Raw genomic sequence first — 26,653 nt, forward strand, 5'->3', positions numbered from 1 at the left:
ATCCGTAGCGCCTTGCACGGCGCGCCAAGCCATTGATCTTGCTGACCCCGGCTACTGTGCATGGGGTTGTTTTCGCGGTTTTTTGTTTGGCCACGAAAATGGTGGCTCAGAGCAGCGGCCGATAGACCTCGCCGATCCGCGCCGCTTCTGCATCGAGACTGAACTTCGCGAGCACCCGTACCCGCCCGCGTTCGCCCATCGCGATCGCGGCAGCCACATCGCGCATCAGCGGCTCCAGCGCCGCAGCGAGCGCATCGGCGTCACCTGTCGGGATCAGCACGCCGCTCATGCCATCCTCGACCACGAGTTCCGCCGCGCCGGCGCGTGCGGCGACGAGCGCGCTGCCGGCAGCCATCGCCTCGATCAGCGTCAGGCCAAAGCCCTCGTTGCGTGAGGTGAAGGCGAAGATCGTCAGCCGCTGATACCAGCGCTGCACCGCTTCGATCGGCAGTTCGCCGGTGATGACGATGCGCGATTGCAGGCCGGCGGCTTCGATCCGTTTCTTCAGGTCGTTCGCAAAAACAGTCTGCTCGGCCGTGACCTGGCCGACGATCACGGCCGTGAAATCCGGATAGCGCGGCAGCAACCGACACATCGCGTCGACGAACACATCGGTGCCCTTCTGCGCGCGCACGCGGCCGAAGCAGCCGATGGCGTAGCGGCCCGGCAAGCCGCTTTCCGCGAAGGCCGCGGCGCGGTCGTGCGGCGGTGCATAGACGTCGGTGTCGACGCCGTGCGGGATCACGGTCGCCTTCACCTTCAGGAACGCGGCCGAGAGATCCGATGTCGCGATGATCGCGTCCATGCGCCGGATCAGCCAGCGCGTGATCCAGCTGTGATGGCGCTGCGCCGCCGAGGTGAAGACGAGCTTCAACGGCCAGCCGAGCGCGCGCAGCACGACGCCCGCGATCATCTCGTTGTTGCGCCGCGCGTGCCAGATCAGCGGCTGCTTGCGGCGCCACAATCCCAGGACATCGACAGCGCCGAGGCGCGAAATCCCCTCCGGCGCGTCGGAGCCGAACCAGCCTGCGCGAAACAGCTTTGCCAGCCGCGGCGCCACCATCCGGTTGGTCGCCGTGACCCCGGAATAGCGCCTGTGCAGATTTGGCACGATCACCTGTAGATCGCGGGGGGAATTCGCCACGTCACGCTCCGTTTCGCAAAGTCCCTATACGCAACATTAAGCATAGTGACCAGTTCAGCCGCGCCGATACCCCCTCTTCACCACGCAAACGCTAGCATCCCGCGTTGATCGAAGACGGGTGAGACCATGACTGTGCTAGTCACCGGCGGCGCCGGCTATATCGGAAGTCACACGGTTCTAGCGCTGGCGGAAGCCGGCGAGGACGTCGTCGTGATCGACGATCTCTCCACCGGTTTCTCCGCATATCTGCCCGAGGGCGTGCCGCTGTTCATTGGCGATGCCGGCGACGAGAATTTGCTCGAAGGCGTGATCGCCCAGCACAACATCGAGAGCATCATCCATTTCGCGGGCTCCGTGGTCGTGCCGGATTCGATGCGCGATCCGCTCGGCTACTACCGCAACAATTTCACGACCGCGCGCAACCTGCTCAACGTCGCGGTCAAGCGCGGCATCGGCCGCTTCATCTTCTCTTCGACCGCGGCGGTCTACGGCAATCCGGATCAGGTGCCGGTGCCCGAGCACGCGCCGACGCGGCCGCTGTCGCCCTATGGCTCGTCGAAGCTGATGACCGAGATCATGCTGCACGACGTCGCCGCCGCCTACGGCATGCAATATGTAACCTTGCGCTATTTCAACGTCGCCGGCGCCGATCCGCAGGCGCGCATCGGCCTCGCCACGGTCGGCGCCACGCATCTGCTCAAGATCGCCGTGGAGGCCGCGACCGGCCAGCGCGCCAAGATCGACGTGTTCGGCACCGACTATCCGACCCAGGACGGCAGCTGCATCCGCGATTTCATCCACGTCACCGACCTCTCGCAGGCGCATCGCTCGGCGCTCGCCTATTTGCGCAACGGCGGCACCTCGACGACGCTGAATTGCGGCTATGGCCGCGGCTATTCGGTGCTGGAAACCATCGACGCCGTGCGCCGGGTCTCGGGCCGCAGCTTCGCCGTGCAATATGCCCCGCGCCGGCCCGGCGACATCATGACCATGGTCGCCGACACCAGCCGCATCCGCGGCCTGCTCGACTGGAAGCCGCAATACGACGACCTCGAGACCATCGCGGCGCACGCGCTGGCCTGGGAGGACAAGCTGTTCCGCGAGCGCCATGGCGAGCTCCGCCACGCCGCCTCGGCCTAGATTCCATCGAAGCGCAAGCCCCTAATTGGGCTTGAAAAACCCCGCTTGAGCGGGCACAGAGGCCCATCGATCCCTGACGCGCGGGCAGACTTGTCCCTGCCCCGTCAATGGACACCGGATGGCCCAGTTTCCAAAGAAAATCACCGACGATCCCTATGCGGCTGCGGCCTTGATTCGCCGCCTGGTCACGGAACAAGGGGTCGTCTACTGGCGGCGCTACCTCGTTGCCTTCTCGCTGATGGCGGTCGCCGCCGGCGCAACGGCATGCGCGACCTACGTGCTCGGCCAGGTCATCAACCAGGCCTATGTCGACAAGAACATCCCGGGCATCGCGATGTTCTCGGGGCTGACGGTGATCCTGCTGTTCATCAAGGGCGTGGCGACCTACGGCCACATGGTGATCCTGACCAAGATCTCCAACGCGATCCTCGCGACCAACCAGCGCCAGCTGTTCGCCAAGCTGATGCGCGAGGGCGTCGGCTTCTTCTCCGAGCGGCACTCGTCTGAATTCCTGGCGCGGCTGACGGCCGGCGCCAAATCGATCACCGACGTCCTCAACATGCTGGTCAATGCCATCGGGCGCGACCTGTTGATGCTGCTCGCCATGATCGGCGTGATGGTGTGGCAGGATCCCGTGATGTCGTTCATCGGCCTCGTCGTGGTGCCGCCGGCGATGCTGGTGCTGCGCAAGCTGGTCAAGCGCATCAAGGGCCTCGCCTACAACCAGTTCACCGGCACCGCCGACATCATGGAGACCATGCAGGAATCGCTGCAAGGCATCCGCACGGTGAAGGCGTTCACGCTCGAAGAGACGATGCAGAAGCGCATCGACGAGAACATCGCGATCGTCGAGCGCAACGCCAACAAGATGGCCCGCGTCGCCAACCGTTCCAACCCGCTGATGGAGATGCTCGGCGGCTTCGCGGTCGCCGGCTGCCTGCTCTATGGCGGCTACAGCGTGGTCGCGCTCAACGCCACGCCCGGCGCGTTCTTCTCCTTCATGACCGCGTTCCTGATGGCGACCGAGCCGGCCAAGCGGCTGGCGCGGCTCAACATCGACCTCAACAGCCAGCTCGTCGGCGCCCGCATGCTGCTCGAAGTCGTCGACAGCCCGGCGAGCGAGCACTCCGACGACGACAAGCCAGCGCTCAAGCTCTCCGACGCGCGGATCGAGCTGCGCGACGTCAGCTTCTCCTATCGCGCCAATGAGACTGTGCTGAATCGGATGAGCTTCACGGCAGAGCCCGGCAAGGTCACCGCGCTGGTCGGCCCTTCCGGCGGCGGCAAGTCGACCGTGCTGGCGCTGCTGCTGCGCTTCTACGAGGTGACGCAAGGCGACATCGTGATCGACGGCCAGTCGATCGGCGCGGTCTCGCGAAAGTCGCTGCGGGCGCAGACCGCCTATGTCGGCCAGGACGTCTATCTGTTCCGCGACTCCATCCGCAACAACATCGCCTTCGGCAAGCCGGGCGCGAGCGAGGACGAGATCATCGAGGCGGCGAAGGCGGCCTGCGCGCATGATTTCATCATGGGCTTCCCGCTCGGCTATGACACGCCGGTCGGCGAGCACGGCACGCAGCTCTCGGGCGGCCAGCGCCAGCGCATCGCGGTGGCGCGCGCGCTGATCAAGAACGCGCCGATCATCCTGCTGGACGAAGCGACTGCCGCACTGGATTCGGAGTCCGAGCGGCAGGTGCAGGAGGCGATCGAGCATCTCTGCCAGAACCGCACCACCATCGTGATCGCGCACCGCCTCCACACCATCATGCACGCAGACAGCATCCTGGTGGTCGAAGGCGGCGAGATCGTCGAGCAGGGCAGGCATGACGAGCTGCTGCGCCGCGCCGGCCGCTACGCCTCGTTCTTCCGCCTGCAACATCACGACGCCGGCGCTCTGGCGCCGATCAGCGCAACCGCATAGAGTTCCACATCACCTCAAGAGCCGCGAGATCGCTCCATGAACGCCGCCTCCTACGTCATCCCGCTTCCGCCCCAGGCCTCGCTTCCCGTCGTCGGGGAAAGCGGCCGCTATCCGGTGCGCCGCATCTGGTGCGTCGGCCGCAACTATCTCGAGCACATCCGCGAGATGGGCAATGACGAGCGCGCCCCGCCGTTCTTCTTCGCCAAGCACGCCGACATGCTGGTGCCGGATGGCGCCACCATCCCCTATCCGCCGCTGACCAAGGATCTGCATCACGAGGTCGAGCTGATCGTCGCGATGAAGAGCGGCGGTCTCAACATCCCCGCCGACAAGGCGCTCGACCATGTCTACGGCTACGCGGTCGGCATCGACCTCACGCGCCGCGACCTCCAGATCGCCTCGCGCAAGAAGGAGCGTCCCTGGGAGATCGGCAAGTCGTTCGACGGCTCGGCCCCCTGCTCCGCAATTCAGCCGGCCTCGAAGATCGGTCATCCCGCCAAGGGCAAGATCTGGCTGACCGTCAACGGCAAGGAAGCGCAAAAGGGCGACCTCACCGAGCTGATCTGGAACGTGCCCGAGATCATCTGGCAGCTCTCGCAGCAGGTGAAGCTCGCCGCCGGCGACATCATCATGACCGGCACCCCGGCCGGCGTGTCGCAGCTCCAGCCGGGCGACAAGCTCGAATGCGGCGTCGACGGCGTCGGCACGCTGAAGGTCTCGATCGGCCAGCCTGAATAACGCTGCGGCGACTGGAAATCAAAAGCCCCGGACGCGTCCGGGGCTCCTTTGTTTTTCACCAGGCCTTCACCGGCCGATTGGCGTGGCTGGTCTGCGGCACACCACGGTTCAGCGACATGTGCGAATGCACGCACAGCCAGCCGTCGCCGTTCCTCGCAAACACCATTGTCGCCCGGCCGGGACGCGGAAACGCACTGCCATCGGGATGATAGCCCGTGCTCGTCCACGGCACGATCACCGTCGCCATCGTGCCATCGGCGGACGCCAGAACGGAAGCCTGATCGAGTACGAAGCGGAAGTCGCTCGTCTTCGGCCACACGTTGTCCCATTGCGACGTGACCCATTGGTCGAGGCCGGGGATGACGTCGTTATGCGTGCCGAAGGCCAGCACATCCGGATGGAAGAGCGGCCGCGCCGAAGCGTAGTCGACCTCGCGGACGTAGCTTGCGAAGGTTTCCAGCCAAGCGCGGAAGAACTGTGCTATCTCCGCGTTCGCGGTCGGCAAGGGCGCCATTGCCTGCTCCATGTTCGGCCACTCAATCGCGGCAATCCTGTTGTTGCCATGGACCGAAGCGTCCGGCAACTCCAGGACCGCGAACGGTCAGGACCGGAGCGTCCGCCGCAAGAACGCATTGGATACGAAAGGATGCCTCTGATGTCAGCGACGACCACGGAGCTTGAAGCGCTCCTCATGCAGCGCTCGCTCTCCGACCCGCAGCTTGTGGCCGCAACGGAGGCGGCTTCGGACTTCCGCATCCTGCCGGACGCCACGGTGATCAAGATCGGCGGCCAGAGCATGATCGATCGCGGCCGCGCAGCGGTCTATCCGGTCGTCGAGGAGATCGTGGCCGCCCGCAAGGCACACAAGCTTCTGATCGGCACCGGTGCCGGCACCCGCGCGCGGCATCTGTATTCGATCGCCGCCGGGCTTCGCCTGCCGGCCGGCGTGCTGTCGCAGCTCGGTGCGTCCGTCGCCGACCAGAACGCCGCGATGCTCGGACAGCTGCTTGCCAAGCACGGCATCTCCGCCGTCTCCAGCGCCGGGCTGTCGTCGGTGCCGCTCTTCCTCGCCGAGGTCAATGCGGTGATCTTCAGCGGCATGCCGCCCTATAGCCTGTGGATGCGTCCCGCGGCCGAAGGCGTGATCCCGCCCTATCGCACCGACGCCGGATGCTTCCTGGTCGCCGAGCAGTTCGGCTGCAAGGCGATGATCTATGTGAAGGACGAGAACGGTCTCTACACCGCGAACCCGAAGACCTCGAAGAATGCCACCTTCATCCCGAAAATCTCGGTGGCCGAGATGAAGGCCAAGGGCCTCCAGGACTCCATCCTGGAATTCCCGGTGCTCGATCTCCTCACGGCGGCGCGCCACGTCCGCGAGGTGCAAATCATCAACGGCCTCGTCCCCGGCAATCTCACCCGCGCGCTCGCGGGCGAGCATGTCGGCACCATCATCACCGCGAGCTGAAGAGAGCACCGTCATGGCTGACACCAACCAGATCAAGCACGTCGCCTCGCCGCTCGCGCGCCAGACGCTTCTCGACAGCGACCTCACCCGCCCCGTCGCCGGCAACCGCCCGATCAAGCTGCTGCCCTGGCTGCAGGTCGTCAAGATCGGCGGCCGCATCATGGATCGCGGTCACGAAGCGATCCTTCCGCTGGTCGACGAGCTGCGCTCGCTCCTCCCGGAGCATCGCCTGCTGATCCTGACCGGCGCCGGCATCCGGGCGCGCCATCTCTACAGCGTCGGCCTCGACCTCGGCCTGCCGGTCGGCTCGCTCGCGCCGCTCGCCGCCAGCGAGGCCGGCCAGAACGGCCATATCCTTGCGAGCCTGCTCGCGCCGGAGGGCGTCTCCTACATCGAGCATCCCACCATCGCGAGCCAGCTCGCCATTCACCTCACAGCTAGCCGCGCGGTCGTCGGCAGCGCCTTCCCGCCCTACCACCATCATGAATTCCCGACCTCGCGCATCCCGCTGCATCGGGCCGACACCGGCGCCTTCCTACTCGCCGACGCGCTCGGGGCCGCGGGGCTCACGATCGTGGAGGACGTCGACGGCGTCTACACTACGGATCCCAATGGCGCCGATGGCAAGAAGGCGGAGCTGCTGAAGGAGACCAGCTTTGCCGAACTCACAAAACTCAAGGGCACGCTGCCGTTCGATCCTGCGCTGCTCGAGGTGATGGCGAATGCACGGCACATCAGCCGTGTGCAGGTCGTGAACGGCCTCGTCCCCGGCCGGATCAGCGCGGCACTGCGCGGACAGCATGTGGGGTCGATCATCAACACGGGCGCCCGGCCGGCGTAACACTCCGACCAAGCCCGAAAACAACAAAGCCCCGGAGATCACTCCCGGGGCTTTTCATTTTCAACGCGGCGATACGATCACCGCAACGCCGACAGCACGATGAGGCCGAGGATCAGCGCCGTCAGCGAGTACTTCAGCGCGTAGTAGACGTTGCGATTCCACTCCTTGATCTTGCGGCTGCCGAGATGGATCTCGTAGAGCTTGCCGAACACCTTGTTGAGCGCGCCGACATTCTCGCCGTCGACGTTCTGGGTTGCCGACGCCTTGACGATGTGATGGCTGACCCAGCGATTGATCGCGGTCATGAAGCCGTACTTCATCGGGCGCTCGACGTCGCAGAACAGGATGATGCGATTGATTTCGGTCGCATTCTCCGCGCTGTGAATGAAGGTCTCGTCGAACATGAAGGCCTCGCCGTCGCGCCAGACGCATTCGACGCCGTCGACGAGGATACGGCACTTGTTCGAGTTCGGCGTGACGAGGCCGAGATGATAGCGCAGCGAGCCGGCGAAGGGATCGCGGTGCGCGCCCAGCTTGCCGCCGGGCGGCAGCATCGCGAACATCGCGCCATGCACGCTCGGGATCGACCTGAGCAACTCCACCGTCTTCGGACACAGCGTGTTCGCCGAGGGCAGGAAGTCGTCGTACCATTTCAGGTAAAAGCGCTTCCAGCCGCTCTTGAAGAACGAGTAGAAGCCCCAGTCGTTGTTCTTGGCGGCCGCGCGGATGAAGCCTTCATCGAACAGGCGCACGGCCTCGTCGCGGATGGTCTCCCAGTTCTCGCTGAGGGGTTTCAGCTCGGGAAACTGCTCGACCGGGATCACCGGCCTGTTCGGCACCGCCGAGCCCGCATACACCAGCACGTTGTAGGGCGCGAGATAGGTCGAGTGATCGCCGAGCTGGCGCGCGAAGCGCAGCCGCTGCTTGCCGCGGAAGTGAACGTAAATCGTCGATGCTGCAAGCACATAAAGAATGACAAGTTGCGGCGCAAAAAGCTGTTTCAACATCTCCCCGTTCCCCAGTGACCCAGCCGGGGAGGTGATCTACTCCGCCCCGATTGGAGCGGCAAGATATTCACCGAAGGGTTGCGGTCACACTGGCGAGAGCGGGAGGCCGGAATCCGGGCCGAACCCGGCCGAATCACGCCCGGGACAGCGCCTGAAGACCCTTGAAGGTGAGGCGCTTGGGGTCGGTGACACCGGCGAGATAGAGCCGGCGGATGAAGGCGATGACGGCGTCGCGGTCGCAATCGGTCAACGCAACGACGGCGTCGACCGCGATCTTCTGGGCTTCCATTGGGCTCACCTCGGCCTTGCGAGTAACCCCGGCCGAGACAGGCTAGGACTCATCCGTTAAATCGCCGTTAACCGTTCCCGGATCATCGCCGATTCAGCCCAGCGGCCGTATACGCAAAACAACGCATTGGCGAACGATGCAGTGGCTCAGCGTGCCCTGATGCTCTTCTTCAGCAGCGCAAACTGCTTCTTCAGCCGGGGCACGGCAAAGTCGGTGAAGGCCCGCACCTTCGGGACCGAGAGCCGGCCCTGCGGGCAGATCAAATGCGCGGGCATCGAGGGATCCTCATCGCCGGCCAGCACGATCTCGAGCTCGCCGCGCGCGACCTGCTCGGCCACCTGGTACGAATACATCCGCGCCACCCCGCGCCCGGCGACCGCGGAGGCCACCGCCGCATAGGTGCTGTTGACCAGGAGCCGCGGGGTGAACTGCACCGTGCGCGGCGCCGACGAACCGGCCTGCGGCGCAAAGGTCCACGAATTGGGAAGGTGCGCCATCGCGACGATCTGGTGTTTTGCGAGATCGCCGGGCTCGGTGACGCGGGGATGCTGTTTCAGATAGCGCGGCGCCGCCACCACGACGCGGCTGATCTCGCCGACCCGCATCGCGATCATCGCGGAATCAGCGAGGGGGCCGATGCGGAGCGCCACGTCGACGCCCTCCTCGATCAAGTTGACGGCCCGGTCGAACAGCAACAGCTTGGCCGACACCGTCGGATAGGCGTCGAGAAACGCATCGAGGATCGGCCGCAAGACCATCTCGCCCGACACGACGGGTGCCGTGATCGTGAGCAGGCCGCGCGGCGCCGTCCGCGGCCCGGCCGCGATGTCATCGGCCTCCTCCAGCTCCGCAAGCACGCGGCGGCAGATTGCGGCATAGCGCTCCCCTTCCTCGCTCAGCTTGATCGACCGCGTGGTCCGGTGCAGCAACTCGGCGCCGACGCGCTCTTCGAGAAAACCGATCGCTCGGCTCACCGCCGCCGGTGAACGGCCGAGCTTGCGCCCTCCGGCCGCAAGGCTGCCCTCATCCACAGCAAGGACAAACACTTTCATCGCATCCAGACGATCCATACGCTTCCCGTCGCCCTATGAAATTGCGGTGCAAGCTAGGCGTTTGCCACCGCCGCGACAACCGCCTCCGGCGGCCGATCCGGCATTCGTTCGCGCCGCGAAAGAGTGTCTGCCGGACAGCGAGTATTCGCGAGCAAGCCGTCGCGGCGTACCTCTCTGCCCAAGCCAGCCGCTGCTGGCGCAGATTCTCAAAGCCAACAACAGGAGCCCATCATGGGTATCGAGCAGAAAGTCGCCATCGTCACGGGTGCTTCGCAGGGCATCGGCGCCGCGCTGGTCCAGGGTTTTCGCGATCGCAACTATCGCGTTGTCGCCACAGCGCGCTCCATCAAGCCGTCGAGCGACGACGATGTCCTCGTCATTCCCGGTGACATCGCCGACCGGAGCACGGCGGAACGCCTGGTCTCGGAAGCCGTCGCCCGCTTCGGTCGCGTCGACACGTTGGTCAACAATGCCGGCATCTTCGTCGCAAAGCCGTTCACGCAATATACGGCCGAAGACTATGCGGCGGTAATGGGGACCAACGTCGCCGGCTTCTTTAACATCACGCAGCTCGCCATCGCCGAGATGGAGAAGCAGGGCTCTGGCCATGTCGTCCAGATCACGACCACGCTGGTCGATCAAGCGAACTCGAACGTGCCGTCGGTGCTGGCCTCGCTGAGCAAGGGCGGACTGAACGCTGCGACCAAGTCGCTCGCCATCGAATACGCGAGGCGCGGCATCCGCGTGAACGCGGTCTCGCCCGGCATCATCAAGTCGCCGATGCATCCGGTCGAAACGCACGCCCAGCTCAGCGCGCTGCACCCGGTCGGCCGTATGGGCGAGATGTCCGACATCGTCGATGCCGTGCTGTATCTCGAGGGTGCTTCCTTCGTCACCGGCGAGATCCTGCATGTCGATGGCGGCCAGAGCGCCGGCCACTGAGCGGAGGAGAACGACAATGCCCATCGTCACAATTCAAGTGACCCGCGAAGGAACGACGCCGGGAGCGGCGTCGGTCACGGCGGAGGAGAAGGCCGCACTGATCAAGGGATCAAGCGAGCTCCTGCGGGATGTCCTCGGCAAACCGCTCGATGCCACCTTCGTCGTGATCGAGGAAGTCGACACCGACAATTGGGGCTGGGGCGGCCTGCCCGTGCCGGAATTCCGGCGCCGCCGCGCCGCCCAGACGGGATGATCCGCGCGCCGTCGCGCGCAGGAGGATGACATGACCAACGCCAACACGAAGCAGCACATGGAGACCCGGCTGCATCCGCAGCCGGGGTCAGAATCACAACAAACCTGGCGATATGCAGTGGCCGGCTTGTCCGCGTCGCTTGTCGGCCTCGGCCTCGCCCGCTTTTCCTACACACCGCTGATCCCGGCGCTGATTGCGGCAAAATGGTTCAGCGCATCCGACGTCGTCTATCTCGGTGCGGCGAACCTTGCCGGCTATCTCGCCGGCGCGCTCGCGGCCCGAGCCGTGGTCACCCGGATCGGCGCGGTCCGCGCACTGCGTTCGATGATGCTGCTGGCCACCGTCTCCTTCTTCGCAAGTTCCACACCGGTGTCGTTCACCTGGTTCTTCGCTTGGCGCTTTCTCTCCGGCCTCACCGGCGGGATCATCATGGTGCTGGCGGCGTCTGTCATTCAGCCTCACACCTCGCCGGCGCGGCGCGGCATCGTCGGCGGCGTGATCTTCGCCGGCGTCGGTCTCGGCGTCGCCGCGTCGGGCACGCTGGTGCCGTTGCTGCTGCAACAGGGCTTGCAACAGAGCTGGTATGGCCTCGGCGTGCTCTCGGCCATGCTCACGCTCGCGAGCTGGTGGAACTGGCCGACAGAGACCAAGGCCGATGCTGCATCCTCGCATCAAGCCAATCCCCATCATACCTCGCCCGCTGCCCGCGCGTTGCTCGTCCAATACGGCCTCAACGCGGTCGCGCTGGTACCGCACATGGTCTTCATCGTCGACTTCGTCGCGCGTGGCCTTGGCCAAGGGATCGCCGCAGGATCTCGCTACTGGGTACTGTACGGCCTCGGCGCCATCGCAGGTCCGCTCGTCACCGGCCATCTCGGCGACCGCTGGGGTTTCGGTCCGGCGCTGCGCGCGGCGTTCCTGATCGAGGCGGCCGCCGTGCTGCTGCCGAACGTCAGCGCCACGCCAATATCGCTGATCGTATCGAGCATTGTGGTCGGCGGCTTCACGCCCGGCATCGTACCGCTGGTGCTCGGACGCATCCATGAACTCGTGCCTCACTCCAACGAACGGCAGCGCGCGACATGGAGCCACGCCACTACCAGCTTTGCGCTGTTCCAGGCCGCCGCAGCCTATGGCTTCTCCTGGATCTACGCGCAGACCGGGGGTGACTATCTGCTCCTGTTCGGACTTGGCGGCGGCGCTGTCGTGCTGGCGCTTGCAATCGATCTTGGCCTTGCGCTCGCCACGCGCAAGGCATGACCGCTGACGATGGCGCGATCAGGAATACTGCATCACGCCGTCGTCGATCCCGCCGAAGCGCAAGGAGACGATGTCGAGCGCATAGTTCTGGTACAGCCGCCATGGCTGCTTCGAGCCCTGCTTCGGCATCTTGGCGACCGAGCGCTGCACATAACCCGAGGTGAAATCGAGCGACGGCTGCGCGGTGATTTCAGGATCGTCATTGTGCGGCATGCACTGGCGGAAATTGCGCCGGTCCATGTAGTTGATGAGGCGGCAGACATATTCGCAGGTGAGATCGCATTTCAGCGTCCAGGACGCATTGGTGTAGCCGAAGGCTGACGCCATGTTCGGCACGTCCGCATACATCATGCCCTTGTAGGTCAGCGTATTGGCGAAATCGACGGCGCGGCCGTCGACGCTGACGTCGAGGCCGCCGACGACCTGGAGCACCAGCCCCGTCGCGGTCACGATGATGTCCGCCGCAAGCTCGCTGCCGTCCTTGAGGCGAATGCCATCGCGGGTAAAGGTATCGATCTCATTGGTGACGACGGCGGCGCGCTTTTCGCGGATCGCCTTAAAGAGGTCGCCGTCGGGCACGAGGCACAGCCGCTGATCCCAGGGATTATAGCGCGGCGTGAAATGAGTGGCGAGGTCGTAGTCGGGGCCGAGCGCGATTCTCACGCCCTTGAGGACCAGTTCCTTCACCTTCGCCGGGCGGCGGCGGCTGAGCTGGAAGAAGAACATCCCCCACATCACGTTGCGCCAGCGGATGACATGATAGGCAAGCCGCGTCGGCAGATTGCGGCGCAATTTGTTGGCGACGGGATCCTGCGCCGGGCGCGACACCACATAGGTCGGCGAGCGCTGGAGCATGGTGACCTGCGCCGCAGTCTTGGCGAGCTCCGGCACCAGCGTCACTGCGGTCGCGCCCGAGCCGATCACGACGACGCGCTTGCCCGCATAGTCGATATCGTCGGTCCATCTCTGCGGATGCACGATGCGGCCGGCGAAATCCCCGACGCCCTTGAACTCCGGCGTGTAGCCGGCCTCGTACTTGTAATAGCCCGAGCACATGAACAGGAAATTGCAAGTGAAGCGCACCAGCTCGGTCGCGCCCTCACCTGTCATGCGCTCGGCCTCGACGGTCCAGCGCGCCTCAGGCGTTGACCACGCCGCACGCTTGACGCGGTGGCGAAAGCGGATGTGCTTGTCGATGGCGTTCTCGGTTGCGGTCTCGCGCACATAGTTCAGGATCTGCGGCCCGTCCGCGATCGCCTTCGGGTCGGTCCACGGCTTGAACGAATAGCCCAGCGTGAACATGTCGCTGTCGGAGCGGACGCCCGGATAACGAAACAGGTCCCAGGTGCCGCCGATGCAGTCGCGGCCCTCCAGAATGACGTAGCTCTTGCCCGGGCACTTCGTCTGAAGATGATAGCCGGCGCCGATGCCGGACAGGCCGGCGCCGACGATGAGAACGTCGAAATGTTCCTGGGGCATGGTTTCCTCCGCCGAGGAGGATTGTCCGCCCGTCGCCGCAGGCCGTCAATTGGCAATCAGTGGTGCAACAACCCTAAAGCGAGTTGAATTCCATGCGCCGAAACAACGAAGCCCCGGATTGCTCCGGGGCTTCGAGTCGAAATCGATGTGAGCGGCGGATCAGTACCGATAGTGGTCCGACTTGTACGGACCTTCCTGCTTGACGCCGATGTAGTCGGCCTGGTCCTTGCGCAGCTCGGTGAGCTTGACGCCGATCTTGGCGAGGTGGAGGCGCGCGACCTTCTCGTCGAGCGACTTCGGCAGCACGTAGACTTCCTTCTTGTACTTGCCGTCCTTGTTGTTGGCGAACAGCTCGATCTGCGCCAGCGTCTGGTTGGTGAAGGACGCCGACATCACGAAGCTGGGGTGCCCCATCGCGTTGCCGAGGTTCACGAGGCGGCCCTCCGACAGCATGATGATGCGGTGCTTGTCGGGGAATTCGATCTCGTCGACCTGCGGCTTGATGTTGGTCCACTTCAGGTTACGCAGACCCGCGATCTGGATCTCGTTGTCGAAATGGCCGATGTTGCAGACGATGGCGCGATCCTTCATCGCGCGCATGTGCTCGATCGTGATGATGTCCTTGTTGCCGGTCGCGGTGACGAAGATGTCGGCGCGGGGCGCCGCGTCTTCCATCGTCACGACCTCATAGCCTTCCATCGCGGCCTGAAGCGCGCAGATCGGATCGACTTCGGAGACCATCACGCGGCAGCCGGCCTGGCGCAGCGAGGCGGCCGAGCCCTTGCCGACGTCGCCGAAGCCCGCGACCATCGCGACCTTGCCCGACATCATCACGTCGGTGCCGCGGCGGATGCCGTCGACCAGCGATTCACGGCAGCCATAGAGGTTGTCGAATTTCGACTTGGTGACGCTGTCGTTGACGTTGATCGCCGGCCACAGCAGCGTGCCGGCCTTCTGCATGTCATAGAGACGATGCACGCCCGTGGTGGTCTCTTCGGAAACGCCCTTGATGCTCTCGGCGATCCCGGCGAAGTAGCCCTTCGGCTTCTCCTTGAGCTGCTTCTTCAGAAGCGCGAAGAAGACTTCCTCTTCCTCGGAGCCGGGCTTGTCGAGGAACGCGGCGTCGCCGTTCTCGGCGCGCAGACCGAGATGGACGTACATGGTGGCGTCGCCGCCGTCATCGAGGATCATGTTCGGGTGACCGCCGCCGTGCCAGTCGAACAGTTTTGCGGTGTAGTCCCAGTATTCGGTCAGCGTCTCGCCCTTGACCGCGAACACTGGAATGCCGGCGGCAGCGATCGCCGCCGCGGCGTGGTCCTGCGTCGAATAGATGTTGCAGGAGACCCAGCGGATGTCGGCGCCGAGTGCTGCCAGCGTCTCGATCAGCACGCCGGTCTGGATCGTCATGTGCAGCGAGCCGGCGATACGCGCGCCCTTCAGCGGCTGCTTGGGGCCATACTCTTCGCGGGTTGCCATCAGGCCGGGCATCTCGGTCTCGGCGAGCGAGAGCTCCTTGCGGCCGAAATCGGCGAGCGAAATGTCCTTGACGATGTAGTCGGTAAAGCCGGGCTTCGCATTCATAGCGGAGGTCCTGTTGTTGAATTGGTCATTCCGGGTGCCTCGACGAGGCGAACCCGGAAACTCGACGTGATGGATTTGGGATCCCGGGCTCGCCGCCCTCGCGGCGGCCCGGAATGATGTCGGTGATCAGACGGCGCGCTTGAGCGCTTCGACGAGATCGGTCTTCTCCCAGGAGAAGCCGCCCTCGTTGTCGGGCGTGCGGCCGAAATGACCGTAGGCCGAAGTCCGTGCGTAGATCGGACGGTTGAGATCGAGATGGGTACGGATGCCGCGCGGGGTGAGATCCATCGCCTTGGCAGCGGCCTTCTCGAGCTCGTCCTCCGACACTTTGCCGGTGCCGTGGGTGTCGATGTAGATCGACAGCGGACGCGCCACGCCGATGGCGTAGGCGAGCTGCAGCGTGCAGCGATCGGCAAGACCGGCTGCGACGATGTTCTTGGCGACGTAGCGCGCGGCGTAAGCCGCGGAACGGTCGACCTTGGTCGGATCCTTGCCGGAGAACGCGCCGCCGCCATGCGGGGCCGCACCACCATAGGTATCGACGATGATCTTGCGGCCGGTCAGGCCGGAATCGCCATCGGGACCGCCGATGTAGAACTTTCCGGTCGGGTTGATGTGCCAGATCGTCTTCGGCGTGATCCAGTCCTTCGGCAGCGCCTCGCGCACATAGGGCTCGACGATGTCACGGATCTGCTTGGACGAGATGTCCTCGACCAGATGCTGATGCGACACCACGATCTCGCGCACGCCGACCGGCTTGCCGTTCTCGTACTGCACGGTGACCTGGCTCTTGGAGTCCGGACCCAGCACCTTCTCGCGGCCGGAGTGGCGCGCTTCGGAGATCAGGCGCAGGATCTTGTGGGCGTAGAAGATCGGCGCCGGCATCAGATCAGGCGTCTCGTTGGTGGCGTAACCGAACATGATGCCCTGGTCGCCGGCGCCTTCTTCCTTGACCTCGCCCGGCTGCAGCGCATCGACGCCCTGCGCGATGTCGGCCGACTGCGGATGCAACAGGATCTCGATGTCGGCGGTCTTCCAGTGGAAGCCGTCCTGCTCGTAGCCGATGTCCTTGATGGCACCGCGCACGACGCTCTCGATCTGCTCGTTGGTGACCGATGCCGGGCCGCGGGTCTCACCGGCGATCACGACCTTGTTGGTGGTCGCGAGCGTCTCGCAGGCCGCACGGATCTGCCACGGATCGATGCCGGCCTTCGGCCCTTCGCGGTAGAACAGATCGACGATTTCATCGGAGATCCGGTCGCAGACCTTGTCGGGATGCCCCTCGGACACGGACTCGCTGGTGAAGAGATAGGACGCGCGCATCAGTAACCCCTTGTTCCGCCGCTGAGCTGGCGGGCGTTTGCGATGTTTACCTTCGGATGAAATCAATCACGCCGTCGCGAGATGACGTAGGATTCGTCGAGAAACCAGAGCCCGTTGTACTTTCGCAGCACATCCCTGGCGGCATCCAGGGTGCGGCCGTTTTGAGTCATTTCCGTCAAACGATCGTCCTCGATCTGAGCGACATACACCGCCGCATTCCACGCTGCAAAGGCCGTCGAGGTTCCGATGGTACCCGTGACCTCGTTGGGCAGCGCTTCCATATCATACCTGAAGATCGAACGGTTATCCGCGTAAGCATTAAAATTTAGGTCCCGGCCCAACGATCCGAGCTCGTACTTTACCGCGCGCAATAGCTCATGACGGCTGACCGAGAAAGGATTTTCTCCCGGCCAGATCGCCTGGATCATTTCCATGCCCGGATCCTGGCCGTGGGAGTGAATTCCGATCAGCCGCCCCCCCGGTCGAAGCGCCCGCGCCAGCGGCGCGATGATCCGCTTTGCCCGGAAATTGACCGAGGACAGGGCCCGGTAGGGCTGGGATGCGATGACGAGGTCGAAATTGGCCTCGGTCTGCCCCGGCCGCGGAATGGTCGAATCGAGCAGGAACCTGTGGTCCTCGCGGTAGAGCACGAGGACGACGGGCCGCTCATAGAGCGGCATGGCCGTGCGTGGGCTGATCGCCGCGCGCCAGTTCTGCTCCAGGAACGGCCGCAGCTCGGCGATCTGTTGCTCGAATTCGCCCGATGAGGCGCCCCGCAGGGGAACTTCGTGCCAGACGGTCGCCGCCGCTGCCGCGGGCGATGCCGGCGTGAGCCAGGGCGCCTCCGAATAGAACATGTTGGTGAAGACGAATACCGACGCCGGATGCTCGAAAATGCGGTCCGGCACCTTTTCTAGCGTCAGGCGCAGATCCTCGAGACTGAGCTCTTTGCCGGCCACGTAGAAGGGCATATGCGGGTAGCGCTGGTGGGTTGCACGCAGCACCCGCGCCAGCACCGTGCCGTCGCCGACGCCCGCGTCGAAGATGCGCAATGCCGGCGGACGCGGATGGATGCTGGAGAGTTCGAGCGCGACGCGCTCGGCGACCACCCGCTTCTCGCTACAGGTATGGACGAACAGCAGGTATTTCTGCCGGTTCTCGAAGAAACGGAAATTGCCGCGCGGGTCGCGCTTTTCCGGGGGCACCTGAAGCCCCCGCGGCGGCGGCAGCCCGCCGGTCGTCGAGGCCGCGATATAGGCCTGGATCCGGTCGAGCGTGTCGATGGTGATGCGCTTTCCCTCGCGCAGGCGGTGCACCAGCTTCCCATCGTTCACCGCGCGCCGGCCAAACGTCGATTCCGCCATGTCCGCCTTGCGGCAGAACTCGGTGATCTGGCTCAGGATTTCGTCGTTTTTCATGAGTGGGAAGCTGGTGGGCAGCGGTGTTGGGTTCTGCCTCGTAGCAAAATCTGCCCACTGAGGGAATACCCTCCCCTGGATTTCCCCGCGTCCAATGACGGGAGCGTGAACCCTGGGGCTCTGCCGGGCAACAAACAAGCGCTTCACCTCAGGGGACCACCGTCATGCGCCGCCTGCTCGTCGCGCTCTGCCTGCTCGCCGCAACCCTGTGGGCCGCACCCGCCTTCGCCCAGGCGCGCAGCCAACTCGGGCCGCTCTGCACCACCGACACCACGCCTGCCGACCAGATGATCGACGCCTGCACCAAGATCATCGCGCTGAAGGTGTTCAAGGGCGAGCAGCTTGCGACGGTCTATTTCTGGCGCGCGGTGGGCTGGAACAAGAAGGGCGACTACGCAAAAGTCATCACGGACGCCACCGAAGCGATCCGGCTCCGGCCGAGCCAGGCGGTCTACAATCTCAGGGGATCGGCCTATTACGACAAGGGCGACTACGACATCGCGATCGCCGATTTCGACGATGCGCTGAAGCTCGGCCCACCGAGTGGCATCATCTTCCACAATCGCGGCAATGCCTGGCGCGGCAAGGGCGACTACGCCAAGGCCATTGCCGACTACGACATGGCGATCAAGGCCGACCCGAAATCGGCGTTCTCGTTCCAGAACCGCGGCATCTCGAAAGCGGCGCTCGGCGAGCTCGACGGCGCGCTCACCGACATCAACCAGGCGATCCGGCTCGATCCGACGCTGCCGCAGCCGTTGATCAACCGCACCGCGATCTGGCGCGCCAGGGGCGATCTCGACCGCGCCATCGCCGATGGCAGCGAGGCGATCCGGCTTGCGAAGGAGAAGCCGCCCGTCAACATTATGACGCCGCCGAACAGCGTGCTGATCTCCGGCTATATCCATTGCGCACTGTCCTATGAAGCCAAGGGCGACTATGCGCATGCGCGCGACGACTACAGGGCGACACTGGCGATCGTGGCTTCCGATGCCGGCAGCAAGGCCAATCAGGCCACCGCAAAGGTGCGGCTGTCGCTGGTAACGGATGCGCTCACACCCATCCCGCGCGATGCGCCGTCACCGACGACGCAGCCGGCACCGCAGACGGGCGCGGCGCCGGTGCCCTCGCCTGCGCCGGTTGCCCTTGGCAAGCGCATGGCACTGGTGATCGGCAACGGCGCCTATGCGCATGTCAAGGCGCTGCCCAATCCACCCAACGATGCGCGTGCCGTCGCGAAGAGCTTGCGCGACATCGGCTTCGCGGTGACGGAGGGCGTCGATCTCGACCGCGCAGCGATGCAGAAGGTGACGCGCGACTTCCTGCGCGAGGCGGCGCGGGCGCAGGTCGCATTGGTCTATTATGCCGGCCATGGCGTGCAGGTCGACGGCCGCAACTATCTCATTCCCGTCGATGTCGAGCTCAAGGCTGGCATCGGCATGACGGAGGCGATGATCGACATGGACACGATCATGGCCGGCCTCGACGACCAGGTCCGCACCAACATTCTGATCTTCGATGCCTGCCGCAACAATCCAATGGCCCCGCAGGTGGCAAGCACCGGCGCCAACCGCGCCATCGAAGGTGCCTCGGGTCTTGCAGCTCCGACGAGCTTAGGTGCCGGTGCGACGCTTGGCGCGGGCACGCTGATCGCCTTCGCCACTGCGCCGGGCCAGGTCGCGCTCGACGGCGAAGGCGCCAACTCGCCTTTCTCCGCTGCGCTGTCCCGCCATCTCGGCACGCCGGGACTGGAAGTGCAGCAGATGCTCACGCGCGTGCGGGCGGAGGTGGTCTCGAGCACGAAGAACAAGCAGGTGCCGTGGTCTAACTCGTCGCTGTTGGGTGAGGTCTATCTCGCGTCGAAATGACGACACGCTAATCGCCCCAACACTCAGCTATCATCGCCCGGCTTGACCGGGCGATCCAGTATTCCGAGACGTCAGTGATTCACCGAGAGGCCGCGGCCTACTGGATTCCCCGCTTTCGCGGGGAATGACAGTGTGTGTGGTGAGGCTTCGCCGTTACCCAGCTGCGGGACGACGTGGCGCGTCAGTTGCCCCACACTTCCTTCGCGATCTCCACCGCAAGGCTCAGCTTGGCCCACTGCTCTTCCTCGGAGAGGATGTTGCCCTCTTCCGTCGAGGCGAAACCGCACTGAGGCGACAGCGCGAGCTGCTCCAGCGGCGCGAACTTGGCGGCCTCTTCCAGGCGGCGCTTGATGTCGTCCTTCTTCTCGAGCTCGCCGAACTTCGAGGTGATGACGCCGACCACGACGACCTTGTTGCCCTTCGGCAGGAAGCGCAGCGGCTCGAAGCCGCCTGCGCGGTCACTGTCGTATTCGAGGAAGTAGCCGTCGTAATTGGTGCCGGCGAGCATGGTCTCGGCCACGGGCTCGTAGCCGCCCGAAGAAATCCAGGTCGAGCGGAAATTGCCGCGGCAGACATGCGTCGTCACCACCATGTCGGCGGGCTTCTCTGCCAGCGCGTAGTTGATGACGCGCGCATAGATCTGCTGGAGGCCGTCCGGATTATCACCGCGCTCGCGCGCCTTCTGCAATTCATCCGGCGAGCAGAGATACGCCCAGACCGTGTCGTCGAACTGGAGATAGCGGCAGCCAGCGTCGTAGAACGCCTTCACCGCCTTGCGGTAGGTCTTGCCGAGGTCCTCGTAGAAGGCGTCCAGATCGGGATAGACGTCCTTGGAGATTGCCTTGCGGCCGCCGCGGAAGTGCAGCACCGCCGGCGAGGGGATCGTCATCTTGGCGGTGACGTGGGCCTGATCCGCGTTCTTCTTGAGGAAGCGGAAATGGTCCAGCATCGGGTGGTCGTCGGGGAAGTCGAGCTTGCCGATCACGCGCACCGCGTCGTGACGGGTCTGCACACCCGCGAACTGGATGCCGGAGTCGGGGTGAAACAGCTCGCAGCCGGTCAGCTTGGCCAGGAAGTCGAAATGCCACCAGGAACGGCGGAACTCGCCATCGGTCGCGAGCTTCAAGCCGACGGAGGCCTGCTTGTGCACGACCTTCTCGATCTCCATGTCCTCGATCTTGCGCAGATCGTCGGCCGAGATCTCGCCCTTCTCGAGACGGCTGCGGGCTTCCTTGATCTTGGCGGGGCGCAGGAGGCTGCCGACCTCGTCGGCGCGGAAGGGGGCTTTGATTCGCTGCATTTGTTACTCCCGGGATATTTTAGTGGGCGGCCGCTCCGGCGACACCGAGGTGGCGCTCCAGGACCGACGGGTCGGCCTTCAGCGCGGCGCTCGGGGCGTCGTGGACGATCGTTCCGCGCTCCAATATCACAACGCGGTCGGCGAGCCCCAGAATCTTTTGGGCATTCTGCTCGACGATGATCGAGCAGATGCCACCCGCCCGGGTGATGGCCCCGATCGCCCTCAAGAGCTCCTCGACGATGATGGGGGCAAGACCCTCGGTCGGCTCGTCCAGCAGCAGAACCTTCGGGTTGAGGGTCAGTGCGCGGCCGATCGCCAGCATCTGTTGCTCGCCGCCGGAGAGCTGGTTGCCGAAATTGCTCCGCCGCTCCTTCAGCCGCGGGAACATCTCGTAGACCTTCTCGACCGTCCAGGGGCCGGGCTGCGCCACGGCGGTCATGTTCTCTTCCACCGTGAGCGAGCGGAAGATGTTGCGCTCCTGCGGCACCCAGCCAATCCCGGCGCGCGCCCGCTGGTCGGGCCGCAAACTCGTGACGTCGGCGCCGGCAAGTGCGACCGAGCCGGAGAAGCGGCGGGTGACACCGACGATGGAGTTGATCAGCGTGGTCTTGCCGGTGCCGTTGCGCCCCAGCAGCGCCAGCACCTGCCCCTCGGCGATGCGCAGCGACATGTTGGGCAGCACCACCGCCTCGCCATAGCCGGCGCGCAGGGAATCGATCGCGAGCAGGTCAGACATTGACCGCCTCCTCGCCGAGATAGACGGCCTTCACCTGGGGATCGCGCGCGACCTGCTCGGGCGGACCTTCGGTGAGCAGCGCGCCCGAGACCAGCACCGAGATACGGTCGGCAAAGGAGAAGACGAGGTCCATGTCGTGCTCGATCAGGAGCACCGTGACGTCACGCGGCAGCGCGCCGACCACCGCGAGAATGTCGTGGCGCTCGCTTTCGGGCACACCGGCGGCGGGCTCGTCGAGCAGCAGCACGCGCGGCTTGGCCGCGATCGCGACCGCGATCTCGAGCAGGCGTTGCTTGCCGTAAGGCAGAGTCACGGTCTGCTCGTTCATGACATCGAGCAGATGGAAGCGCGTCAGCAGATCGGCGATCTCGCCGTTGACGTCGCTGCGCGTGCCCATCCGCCGCCACCAGTCGCCGCCATGTCCGAGGCGTTCGGAGACCGCAAGGCCAATGGTCTCGAGCGGCGTCAGGTCGGGATAGAGCTGGTTGATCTGGAAGGTGCGCGACAGGCCGCGCAGCACGCGCTTGTGCACGGGAAGGTCGGTGATGTCCTGGCCTTCAAGCAGGATGCGGCCGGAGTTCGGCTTCAGCACGCCGGTGAGCTGGTTGATGACCGTGGTCTTGCCAGCGCCGTTCGGGCCGATCAGCGCATGGCGGGCGCCCTGCTCGATCTTCAAGGACAGATCGCGGGTGACGCGCAGGCCGCCAAACTGCTTTTCGAGATTCTGGGTTTCGAGCGCGATGGTCATGAATCGCTCTCCGGCACGGCGACGACGGCCTTGCGCCCCATCACCTGCTTGATCACGAGGTTCGGCACGTACAGCACCCAGCGATGCAGGCGCTGGCGGCCGACCAGCACGATCACGACCAGCACGAGGCCGATCCAGAACATCCAGTATTGTGGCGTGATGGTCTGAAACAGTTCCTGCAGCATCTTGAAGACGACCGCGCCGATCAGGCCGCCATAGAGATAGCCGGTGCCGCCGATGACGAGCACCAGCATCAGATCGGCCGAGCGCTCGAAGGCGAACACGTCGAGCGAGGCGATCGCGGTGGTCTGGGTGAACAGCGCGCCCGCGATACCGGCATAGAACGCTGCGAGCGTGTAGATCGCGATCAGCCGGCGGTTGACGGGGATGCCGATCGCGGCAGCGCGCAGCGGATTGTTCTTGATCGCGCGCAGCGACAGACCAAACGGCGAGTGCACGACGCGGCGAGCGAGCAGAAACAGCAGGAACAGCACGGCCAGCGAATAGAAGAAGCCGGTCTTGCCGAACATGTCGAACGGGATCTCGCCGAAAATCGGCTCCATCTCGATGCCCTGCAAGCCGTCGGTGCCGCCGGTGATGTTGGAGAAGCGCTCGGCCAGCGCCTCGAGCAGCAGCGCGATGCCGAGCGTGACCATCAGCCGGGTCAGGTCGACGCCGCGGATCACGAGAAAGCTCGTGGCAAAGCCCAGCACCATCGCAGCCAAGCCAGCGACGATCAGCGCGAGCACCGGCTCCTTGACGATGCCGTGAAGCGCAAGAAGCCCCGCCGCATAGGCGCCGACGCCGAAGAAGGCGGCGTGGCCCAGCGAGACGATGCCGGCATAGCCGAGGATGAGATCGAGCGACATCGTGAACAGCGCCAGCCGCAGGATGTCGGTCATGATCAGATAGCGCGTGGGAAATATGAAGCCGCAGGCCAGCACGAGGAGCCAGAAAGCGACTTCGCCATAGTGCCAGCGCGCCTGGCGCTGGGCATGATAGCCGACGTCGGAGGAAGCGCTCATCGGCAAACTCAACGCGCGGCCGTGCGGCCGAACAGGCCGTTCGGGCGCCAGATCAGGATCACGATCATCATGGTGTAGATCACGAAGGGGCCCATCTTGGGCACGTAATATTTGCCGGCGACGTCGCCAATGCCGAGCAGAAGCGAGGCCAGGAACGGCCCGGTGATCGAGGACGAACCGCCGACGGTGACCACGATCAGGAAATAGATCATGAACTTCAGCGGGAAGTACGGATCGAGGCCGAGGATCTCCGCGCTCAGCGCACCGCCGAGACCGGCAAGCCCGCAACCGAAGGCAAAGGTGAAGGCGAACACCTGCGGCACGTTGATGCCGAGGCCGCTCGCGGCACGGGGATCATCGACCGCGGCGCGCAGGCGGCTGCCGAAACGGGTCTTGGCCAGTACCATCTGAAGACCGATGGTGAGCAGGCCGCAGATCACGATGATCATCAAGCGGTAGCGGCCGATGCCGACGCCGAACACGTCGAACTGGCCCTGCAGCGCCGCCGGCAGATTGATGAACACGCGCGACGAGCCCTGGATGTAGTCGACGGCCGCGACCGACATGAAGGTCAGGCCGATCGTGAACAGCACCTGGTCGAGATGGCTGCGCGTGTAGAGATGGCGATAGAGCGTGCGCTCGAGCGCGATGCCGATGGCGGCGGAGGAAACGAAGGCGAGCGGCAGCGCGGCGAAGAACGGCCAGCCCATCCGGTTGACCAGCACCATGCAGACATAGCCGCCCGCCATGGCGAAGGCGCCGTGGGCGAGATTGACGAAGTTCATCAGGCCGAGCGTGACCGCGAGCCCGCAGGCCAGCACGAACAGCAGCATGCCGTAGGCAACGCCATCGAACAGGTTGGTGAGGATAGAGGTCATCGAGGCTCGAAGGTCATCCTAGGTGTGGCCTGGGGCCGTGCTGCGCTCCCTCTCCCGCTTGCGGGAGAGGATTGGGGAGAGGGTGTCTCGACGGAGAGACTCCCGATGAGGAGGGAGCCCTCACCCGGCGCTTTGCGCCGACCTCTCCCGCGAGCGGGAGAGGTGAGCCCCGGGATGACGCGCTTTCGCGCGTCACTTCTTGGTCTTGCCGAGATCCTTGACGGCCTCGAAGGTCGCGAACTCGACGTTGTAGAGCTCGCCGTCGACCTTCTCGACCTTGCGGATGTAGATGTTCTGGACGATGTCGCGGGTCTCGGGATCGATCGAGATCGGGCCGCGCGGGCTCTCCCACTTCTGGCCCTTCATGGCTTCGATCAGCTTGGTGCCGTCGGTGTCGCCATTGGTCTTCTTCAGAGCCTCGTAAATCAGGTGGATGCCGTCATAGCCGCTCACGGCCATGAAGCCCGGACGGTTGCCGAAGGCCTTCTTGTAGGCCGCGACGAAATCCTTGTTCATCTGCGAGGGGTGCGCGGCGGAATAGAGATGCGCGGTGACCGTGCCGAGCACGGCGTCGCCCATGTTGTTGAGCAGATCGTCGTCGGTGACGTCGCCGGGTCCGATCACCTTGATGCCGGCCTTGTCGAGACCACGCTCGGCATATTGCTTCATGAAGTTGCCGCCCTGGCCGGCCGGCACGAACACGAAGATCGCGTCGGGTTTTGCGTCCTTCATGCGCTGGAGGAACGGCGCGAAATCGGGATTGGCGAGCGGCGTCTTGACCTCTTCGACGACCTCGCCGCCACCGGCGGTGAAATTCTGCTTGAAGAAGTTGAGCGCATCATTGCCCGGCGCATAGTCCGAGGTCAGCGTCGCCACCTTCTTGATGCCGTTCTTCACGGCCCAGTCGGCGATGATGGTCGAGGACTGCGCGAGCGTGAAGCTGGTGCGCACGATATAGGGCGAGCGCTCGGTGATGATGGAGGTGCCGGCCGCCATCACGACTTCCGGGATCTTGGCCTGCGTCGCGAGCGGCGCGGCGGCGAGCGCGGCCGGCGTCACGCCGAAGCCGGCGATGAAATTGACCTTGTCGTTGACGATCAATTCCTGCGCGGCGGTCTTGGTCTTGTCCGGGATAGCGGCGTCATCCTTGAGGATGATCTCGACCTTCTTGCCGGCGACGGTGTCGCCCTTCTGCTGCATGTAGAGCTTGATCGCGTTCTCGATCTGCTTGCCGGTCGAGGCCTGGCCGCCGGTCATCGGCAGGATCAGGCCGACCTTGACGGTGTCCTCGGCCTTGGCCGGCACGACGGCCGCAAGGCCGGCGATGGCAACCGCTGCTGCCGTGCGTGAAAACGTGCTGCGTTCGAACATCAGATGTCCCTCCCCTTCATTCCTGACCTCTTGTGCGCCGAACCGAGTGCCCGGTCCTTCTTAACCTTAGCTCACGCAGGCGCGTGTCGCGCGTCACATGGCGTCTTTCGCGCCCTCATTGTCAATCGGACGTTTGGCGACCATTCGGCGCAAGCCGAACGTTCCGATTGCCGACGGCGGGAAGCGCTGCCGCGGTTACGTCGGAGTGACCCGAGCCCCCGATCGCGGTTTCACCTATTTGTACGATTGTACAAATAAAATGGACCTGTCAACGAAAAATCCCCTGCGTCGGCCAAGCCAATTTGTCTCGAGCCTGTTGCCGCAGTCTAGGAACGCAGCGGACCGGGTGGATGGAGGATTTCGTCTTTCTTTTGCAGAATTCGGACACGGGCCCGCCCGTGCCGGCCACAATTCGGTAACAAATTACCTACCTCGAATAAGTCTATTTTACCTTGTTGAAGGCTACGCTCCGTCCCGCCAGCCTGACCTGGCGCCCAACAGACCGAATTCGCGCGCACAATGCTCAAGCCATTCCGCTCCGTCCTAATCCTCGTTGCGCTCGCCGCGGGGCTGTCCGGCTGCGGCACCGTCAACGAGAAGCTTTCGGCCGGCATGGGCGACTACATTCCGCAATGGGCTGGCGGCCTGCCGGCCGGCGCACCGCCGCGGCCGGGCACGCCCCAATACGATGCCTACCTGAAGGAGCGCGAGCGCAAGCGGCTGTTGCCGGCGGCGGATCGCGAGAAGGAAGAGCAGGCGCAGCAGGGCGCGACCGGATCGACGTCGGGCGACGCGGTGCGCTGAGAAAGCGAATGGCGAATAGGGAGTGGCGAACAAGGCCACCGATTGCTATTCGCTACTCCCTATTCGC

The 26,653-nt window shown here is 64.7% G+C and carries 25 protein-coding genes; 10 read left to right on the forward strand and 15 right to left on the reverse strand.

The annotated features are described in order from the left end of the window. Positions 1 to 106: 106 nt before the first annotated feature. Complete coding sequence (locus tag I3J27_RS25660; RefSeq protein ID WP_270161676.1) at positions 107 to 1,144, reverse strand: glycosyltransferase family 4 protein; 1,038 nt, start codon at positions 1,142 to 1,144, stop codon at positions 107 to 109. A gap of 126 nt (positions 1,145 to 1,270) precedes the next feature. Between I3J27_RS25660 and galE the strand changes: the two genes are divergently transcribed. The 3 genes from galE (at position 1,271) to I3J27_RS25675 (ending at position 4,943) form a co-directional block, all read left to right on the forward strand. Further along, the gene (gene galE, locus I3J27_RS25665) at positions 1,271 to 2,284 is read left to right on the forward strand and encodes a UDP-glucose 4-epimerase GalE (protein WP_270161677.1); all 1,014 of its coding nucleotides are present in this window, start codon (positions 1,271 to 1,273) and stop codon (positions 2,282 to 2,284) included. 118 nt (positions 2,285 to 2,402) lie between these two features. After that, positions 2,403 to 4,205: an ABC transporter ATP-binding protein gene (locus I3J27_RS25670; protein ID WP_270161678.1), complete on the forward strand. Its 1,803-nt coding sequence runs from the start codon at positions 2,403 to 2,405 to the stop codon at positions 4,203 to 4,205. A 36-nt stretch (positions 4,206 to 4,241) separates the two neighbouring features. Beyond that, positions 4,242 to 4,943, forward strand: a complete 702-nt coding sequence (locus I3J27_RS25675; RefSeq protein WP_028137558.1) for a fumarylacetoacetate hydrolase family protein — start codon at positions 4,242 to 4,244, stop codon at positions 4,941 to 4,943. A gap of 55 nt (positions 4,944 to 4,998) precedes the next feature. Here the strand turns inward: I3J27_RS25675 and I3J27_RS25680 are convergent, their stop codons facing one another. Further along, complete coding sequence (locus I3J27_RS25680) at positions 4,999 to 5,457, reverse strand: YybH family protein (protein ID WP_270161679.1); 459 nt, start codon at positions 5,455 to 5,457, stop codon at positions 4,999 to 5,001. A 141-nt stretch (positions 5,458 to 5,598) separates the two neighbouring features. Here I3J27_RS25680 and I3J27_RS25685 point away from each other — a divergent pair, with 141 nt between their 5' ends. Then, positions 5,599 to 6,411: an amino acid kinase family protein gene (locus I3J27_RS25685; RefSeq protein ID WP_270161680.1), complete on the forward strand. Its 813-nt coding sequence runs from the start codon at positions 5,599 to 5,601 to the stop codon at positions 6,409 to 6,411. A gap of 13 nt (positions 6,412 to 6,424) precedes the next feature. Beyond that, entirely contained in the window at positions 6,425 to 7,252 is an 828-nt protein-coding gene (locus I3J27_RS25690) for an amino acid kinase family protein (protein WP_270161681.1), read from the forward strand. Between the two features lie 77 nt (positions 7,253 to 7,329). Here I3J27_RS25690 and I3J27_RS25695 read toward each other — a convergent pair whose 3' ends face one another. From I3J27_RS25695 to I3J27_RS25705, 3 genes are all read right to left on the reverse strand, one after another. After that, positions 7,330 to 8,259, reverse strand: a complete 930-nt coding sequence (locus tag I3J27_RS25695) for an aspartyl/asparaginyl beta-hydroxylase domain-containing protein (RefSeq protein ID WP_270161682.1) — start codon at positions 8,257 to 8,259, stop codon at positions 7,330 to 7,332. Positions 8,260 to 8,392: 133 nt separating this feature from the next. Next, a complete protein-coding gene (locus I3J27_RS25700; RefSeq protein WP_014493894.1) occupies positions 8,393 to 8,548 on the reverse strand; it encodes a hypothetical protein in 156 nt (51 codons plus the stop codon). A gap of 146 nt (positions 8,549 to 8,694) precedes the next feature. Beyond that, complete coding sequence (locus tag I3J27_RS25705; protein ID WP_270161683.1) at positions 8,695 to 9,618, reverse strand: LysR family transcriptional regulator; 924 nt, start codon at positions 9,616 to 9,618, stop codon at positions 8,695 to 8,697. A 213-nt stretch (positions 9,619 to 9,831) separates the two neighbouring features. On the opposite strand from I3J27_RS25705, the gene I3J27_RS25710 reads away from it, so the two are divergent. The 3 genes from I3J27_RS25710 to I3J27_RS25720 are packed head-to-tail and all read left to right on the forward strand — an operon-like array spanning position 9,832 to position 12,055. Beyond that, positions 9,832 to 10,542, forward strand: a complete 711-nt coding sequence (locus I3J27_RS25710; protein ID WP_270161684.1) for an SDR family NAD(P)-dependent oxidoreductase — start codon at positions 9,832 to 9,834, stop codon at positions 10,540 to 10,542. Positions 10,543 to 10,558: 16 nt separating this feature from the next. Beyond that, positions 10,559 to 10,795: a tautomerase family protein gene (locus I3J27_RS25715; protein ID WP_270161685.1), complete on the forward strand. Its 237-nt coding sequence runs from the start codon at positions 10,559 to 10,561 to the stop codon at positions 10,793 to 10,795. 30 nt (positions 10,796 to 10,825) lie between these two features. Beyond that, the gene (locus I3J27_RS25720; protein WP_270161686.1) at positions 10,826 to 12,055 is read left to right on the forward strand and encodes a YbfB/YjiJ family MFS transporter; all 1,230 of its coding nucleotides are present in this window, start codon (positions 10,826 to 10,828) and stop codon (positions 12,053 to 12,055) included. 18 nt (positions 12,056 to 12,073) lie between these two features. On the opposite strand, the gene I3J27_RS25725 is transcribed toward I3J27_RS25720, so the two are convergent. The 4 genes from I3J27_RS25725 to I3J27_RS25740 all read right to left on the reverse strand — a co-directional run bounded on the left by I3J27_RS25725 (position 12,074) and on the right by I3J27_RS25740 (position 17,856). Next, positions 12,074 to 13,534 (reverse strand): flavin-containing monooxygenase, encoded by a 1,461-nt coding sequence (locus tag I3J27_RS25725; RefSeq protein ID WP_270161687.1) that lies wholly within the window; start codon positions 13,532 to 13,534, stop codon positions 12,074 to 12,076. 159 nt (positions 13,535 to 13,693) lie between these two features. Beyond that, complete coding sequence (gene ahcY / locus I3J27_RS25730) at positions 13,694 to 15,115, reverse strand: adenosylhomocysteinase (protein WP_270161688.1); 1,422 nt, start codon at positions 15,113 to 15,115, stop codon at positions 13,694 to 13,696. Positions 15,116 to 15,241: 126 nt separating this feature from the next. Further along, positions 15,242 to 16,438: a methionine adenosyltransferase gene (metK, locus tag I3J27_RS25735; RefSeq protein ID WP_270161689.1), complete on the reverse strand. Its 1,197-nt coding sequence runs from the start codon at positions 16,436 to 16,438 to the stop codon at positions 15,242 to 15,244. Between the two features lie 62 nt (positions 16,439 to 16,500). Next, the gene (locus I3J27_RS25740; protein WP_270161690.1) at positions 16,501 to 17,856 is read right to left on the reverse strand and encodes a hypothetical protein; all 1,356 of its coding nucleotides are present in this window, start codon (positions 17,854 to 17,856) and stop codon (positions 16,501 to 16,503) included. Between the two features lie 164 nt (positions 17,857 to 18,020). Here I3J27_RS25740 and I3J27_RS25745 point away from each other — a divergent pair, with 164 nt between their 5' ends. Next, positions 18,021 to 19,724, forward strand: a complete 1,704-nt coding sequence (locus tag I3J27_RS25745; RefSeq protein ID WP_270161691.1) for a caspase family protein — start codon at positions 18,021 to 18,023, stop codon at positions 19,722 to 19,724. Positions 19,725 to 19,905: 181 nt separating this feature from the next. Here I3J27_RS25745 and I3J27_RS25750 read toward each other — a convergent pair whose 3' ends face one another. The 6 genes from I3J27_RS25750 to I3J27_RS25775 all read right to left on the reverse strand — a co-directional run bounded on the left by I3J27_RS25750 (position 19,906) and on the right by I3J27_RS25775 (position 25,782). Next, entirely contained in the window at positions 19,906 to 21,024 is a 1,119-nt protein-coding gene (locus tag I3J27_RS25750) for a cobalamin-independent methionine synthase II family protein (protein ID WP_270161692.1), read from the reverse strand. A gap of 19 nt (positions 21,025 to 21,043) precedes the next feature. After that, the gene (locus I3J27_RS25755; RefSeq protein WP_270161693.1) at positions 21,044 to 21,760 is read right to left on the reverse strand and encodes an ABC transporter ATP-binding protein; all 717 of its coding nucleotides are present in this window, start codon (positions 21,758 to 21,760) and stop codon (positions 21,044 to 21,046) included. Then, positions 21,753 to 22,508, reverse strand: coding sequence for an ABC transporter ATP-binding protein (locus tag I3J27_RS25760; protein WP_270161694.1), 756 nt, complete (start codon positions 22,506 to 22,508; stop codon positions 21,753 to 21,755). Before I3J27_RS25760 ends, I3J27_RS25755 begins: the two co-directional genes overlap by 8 nt. Continuing rightward, positions 22,505 to 23,533, reverse strand: a complete 1,029-nt coding sequence (locus I3J27_RS25765) for a branched-chain amino acid ABC transporter permease (protein WP_270161695.1) — start codon at positions 23,531 to 23,533, stop codon at positions 22,505 to 22,507. The genes I3J27_RS25760 and I3J27_RS25765 overlap by 4 nt, the downstream gene beginning before the upstream one ends. A gap of 8 nt (positions 23,534 to 23,541) precedes the next feature. Further along, positions 23,542 to 24,411: a branched-chain amino acid ABC transporter permease gene (locus I3J27_RS25770; protein WP_270161696.1), complete on the reverse strand. Its 870-nt coding sequence runs from the start codon at positions 24,409 to 24,411 to the stop codon at positions 23,542 to 23,544. 192 nt (positions 24,412 to 24,603) lie between these two features. Further along, complete coding sequence (locus tag I3J27_RS25775) at positions 24,604 to 25,782, reverse strand: ABC transporter substrate-binding protein (RefSeq protein ID WP_270161697.1); 1,179 nt, start codon at positions 25,780 to 25,782, stop codon at positions 24,604 to 24,606. A 519-nt stretch (positions 25,783 to 26,301) separates the two neighbouring features. Here I3J27_RS25775 and I3J27_RS25780 point away from each other — a divergent pair. Next, positions 26,302 to 26,586 (forward strand): hypothetical protein, encoded by a 285-nt coding sequence (locus I3J27_RS25780; RefSeq protein ID WP_270161698.1) that lies wholly within the window; start codon positions 26,302 to 26,304, stop codon positions 26,584 to 26,586. Positions 26,587 to 26,653: the final 67 nt, after the last annotated feature.

It is taken from the genome of Bradyrhizobium xenonodulans, from assembly GCF_027594865.1.
In the GTDB taxonomy this organism is placed as follows: domain Bacteria; phylum Pseudomonadota; class Alphaproteobacteria; order Rhizobiales; family Xanthobacteraceae; genus Bradyrhizobium; species Bradyrhizobium xenonodulans.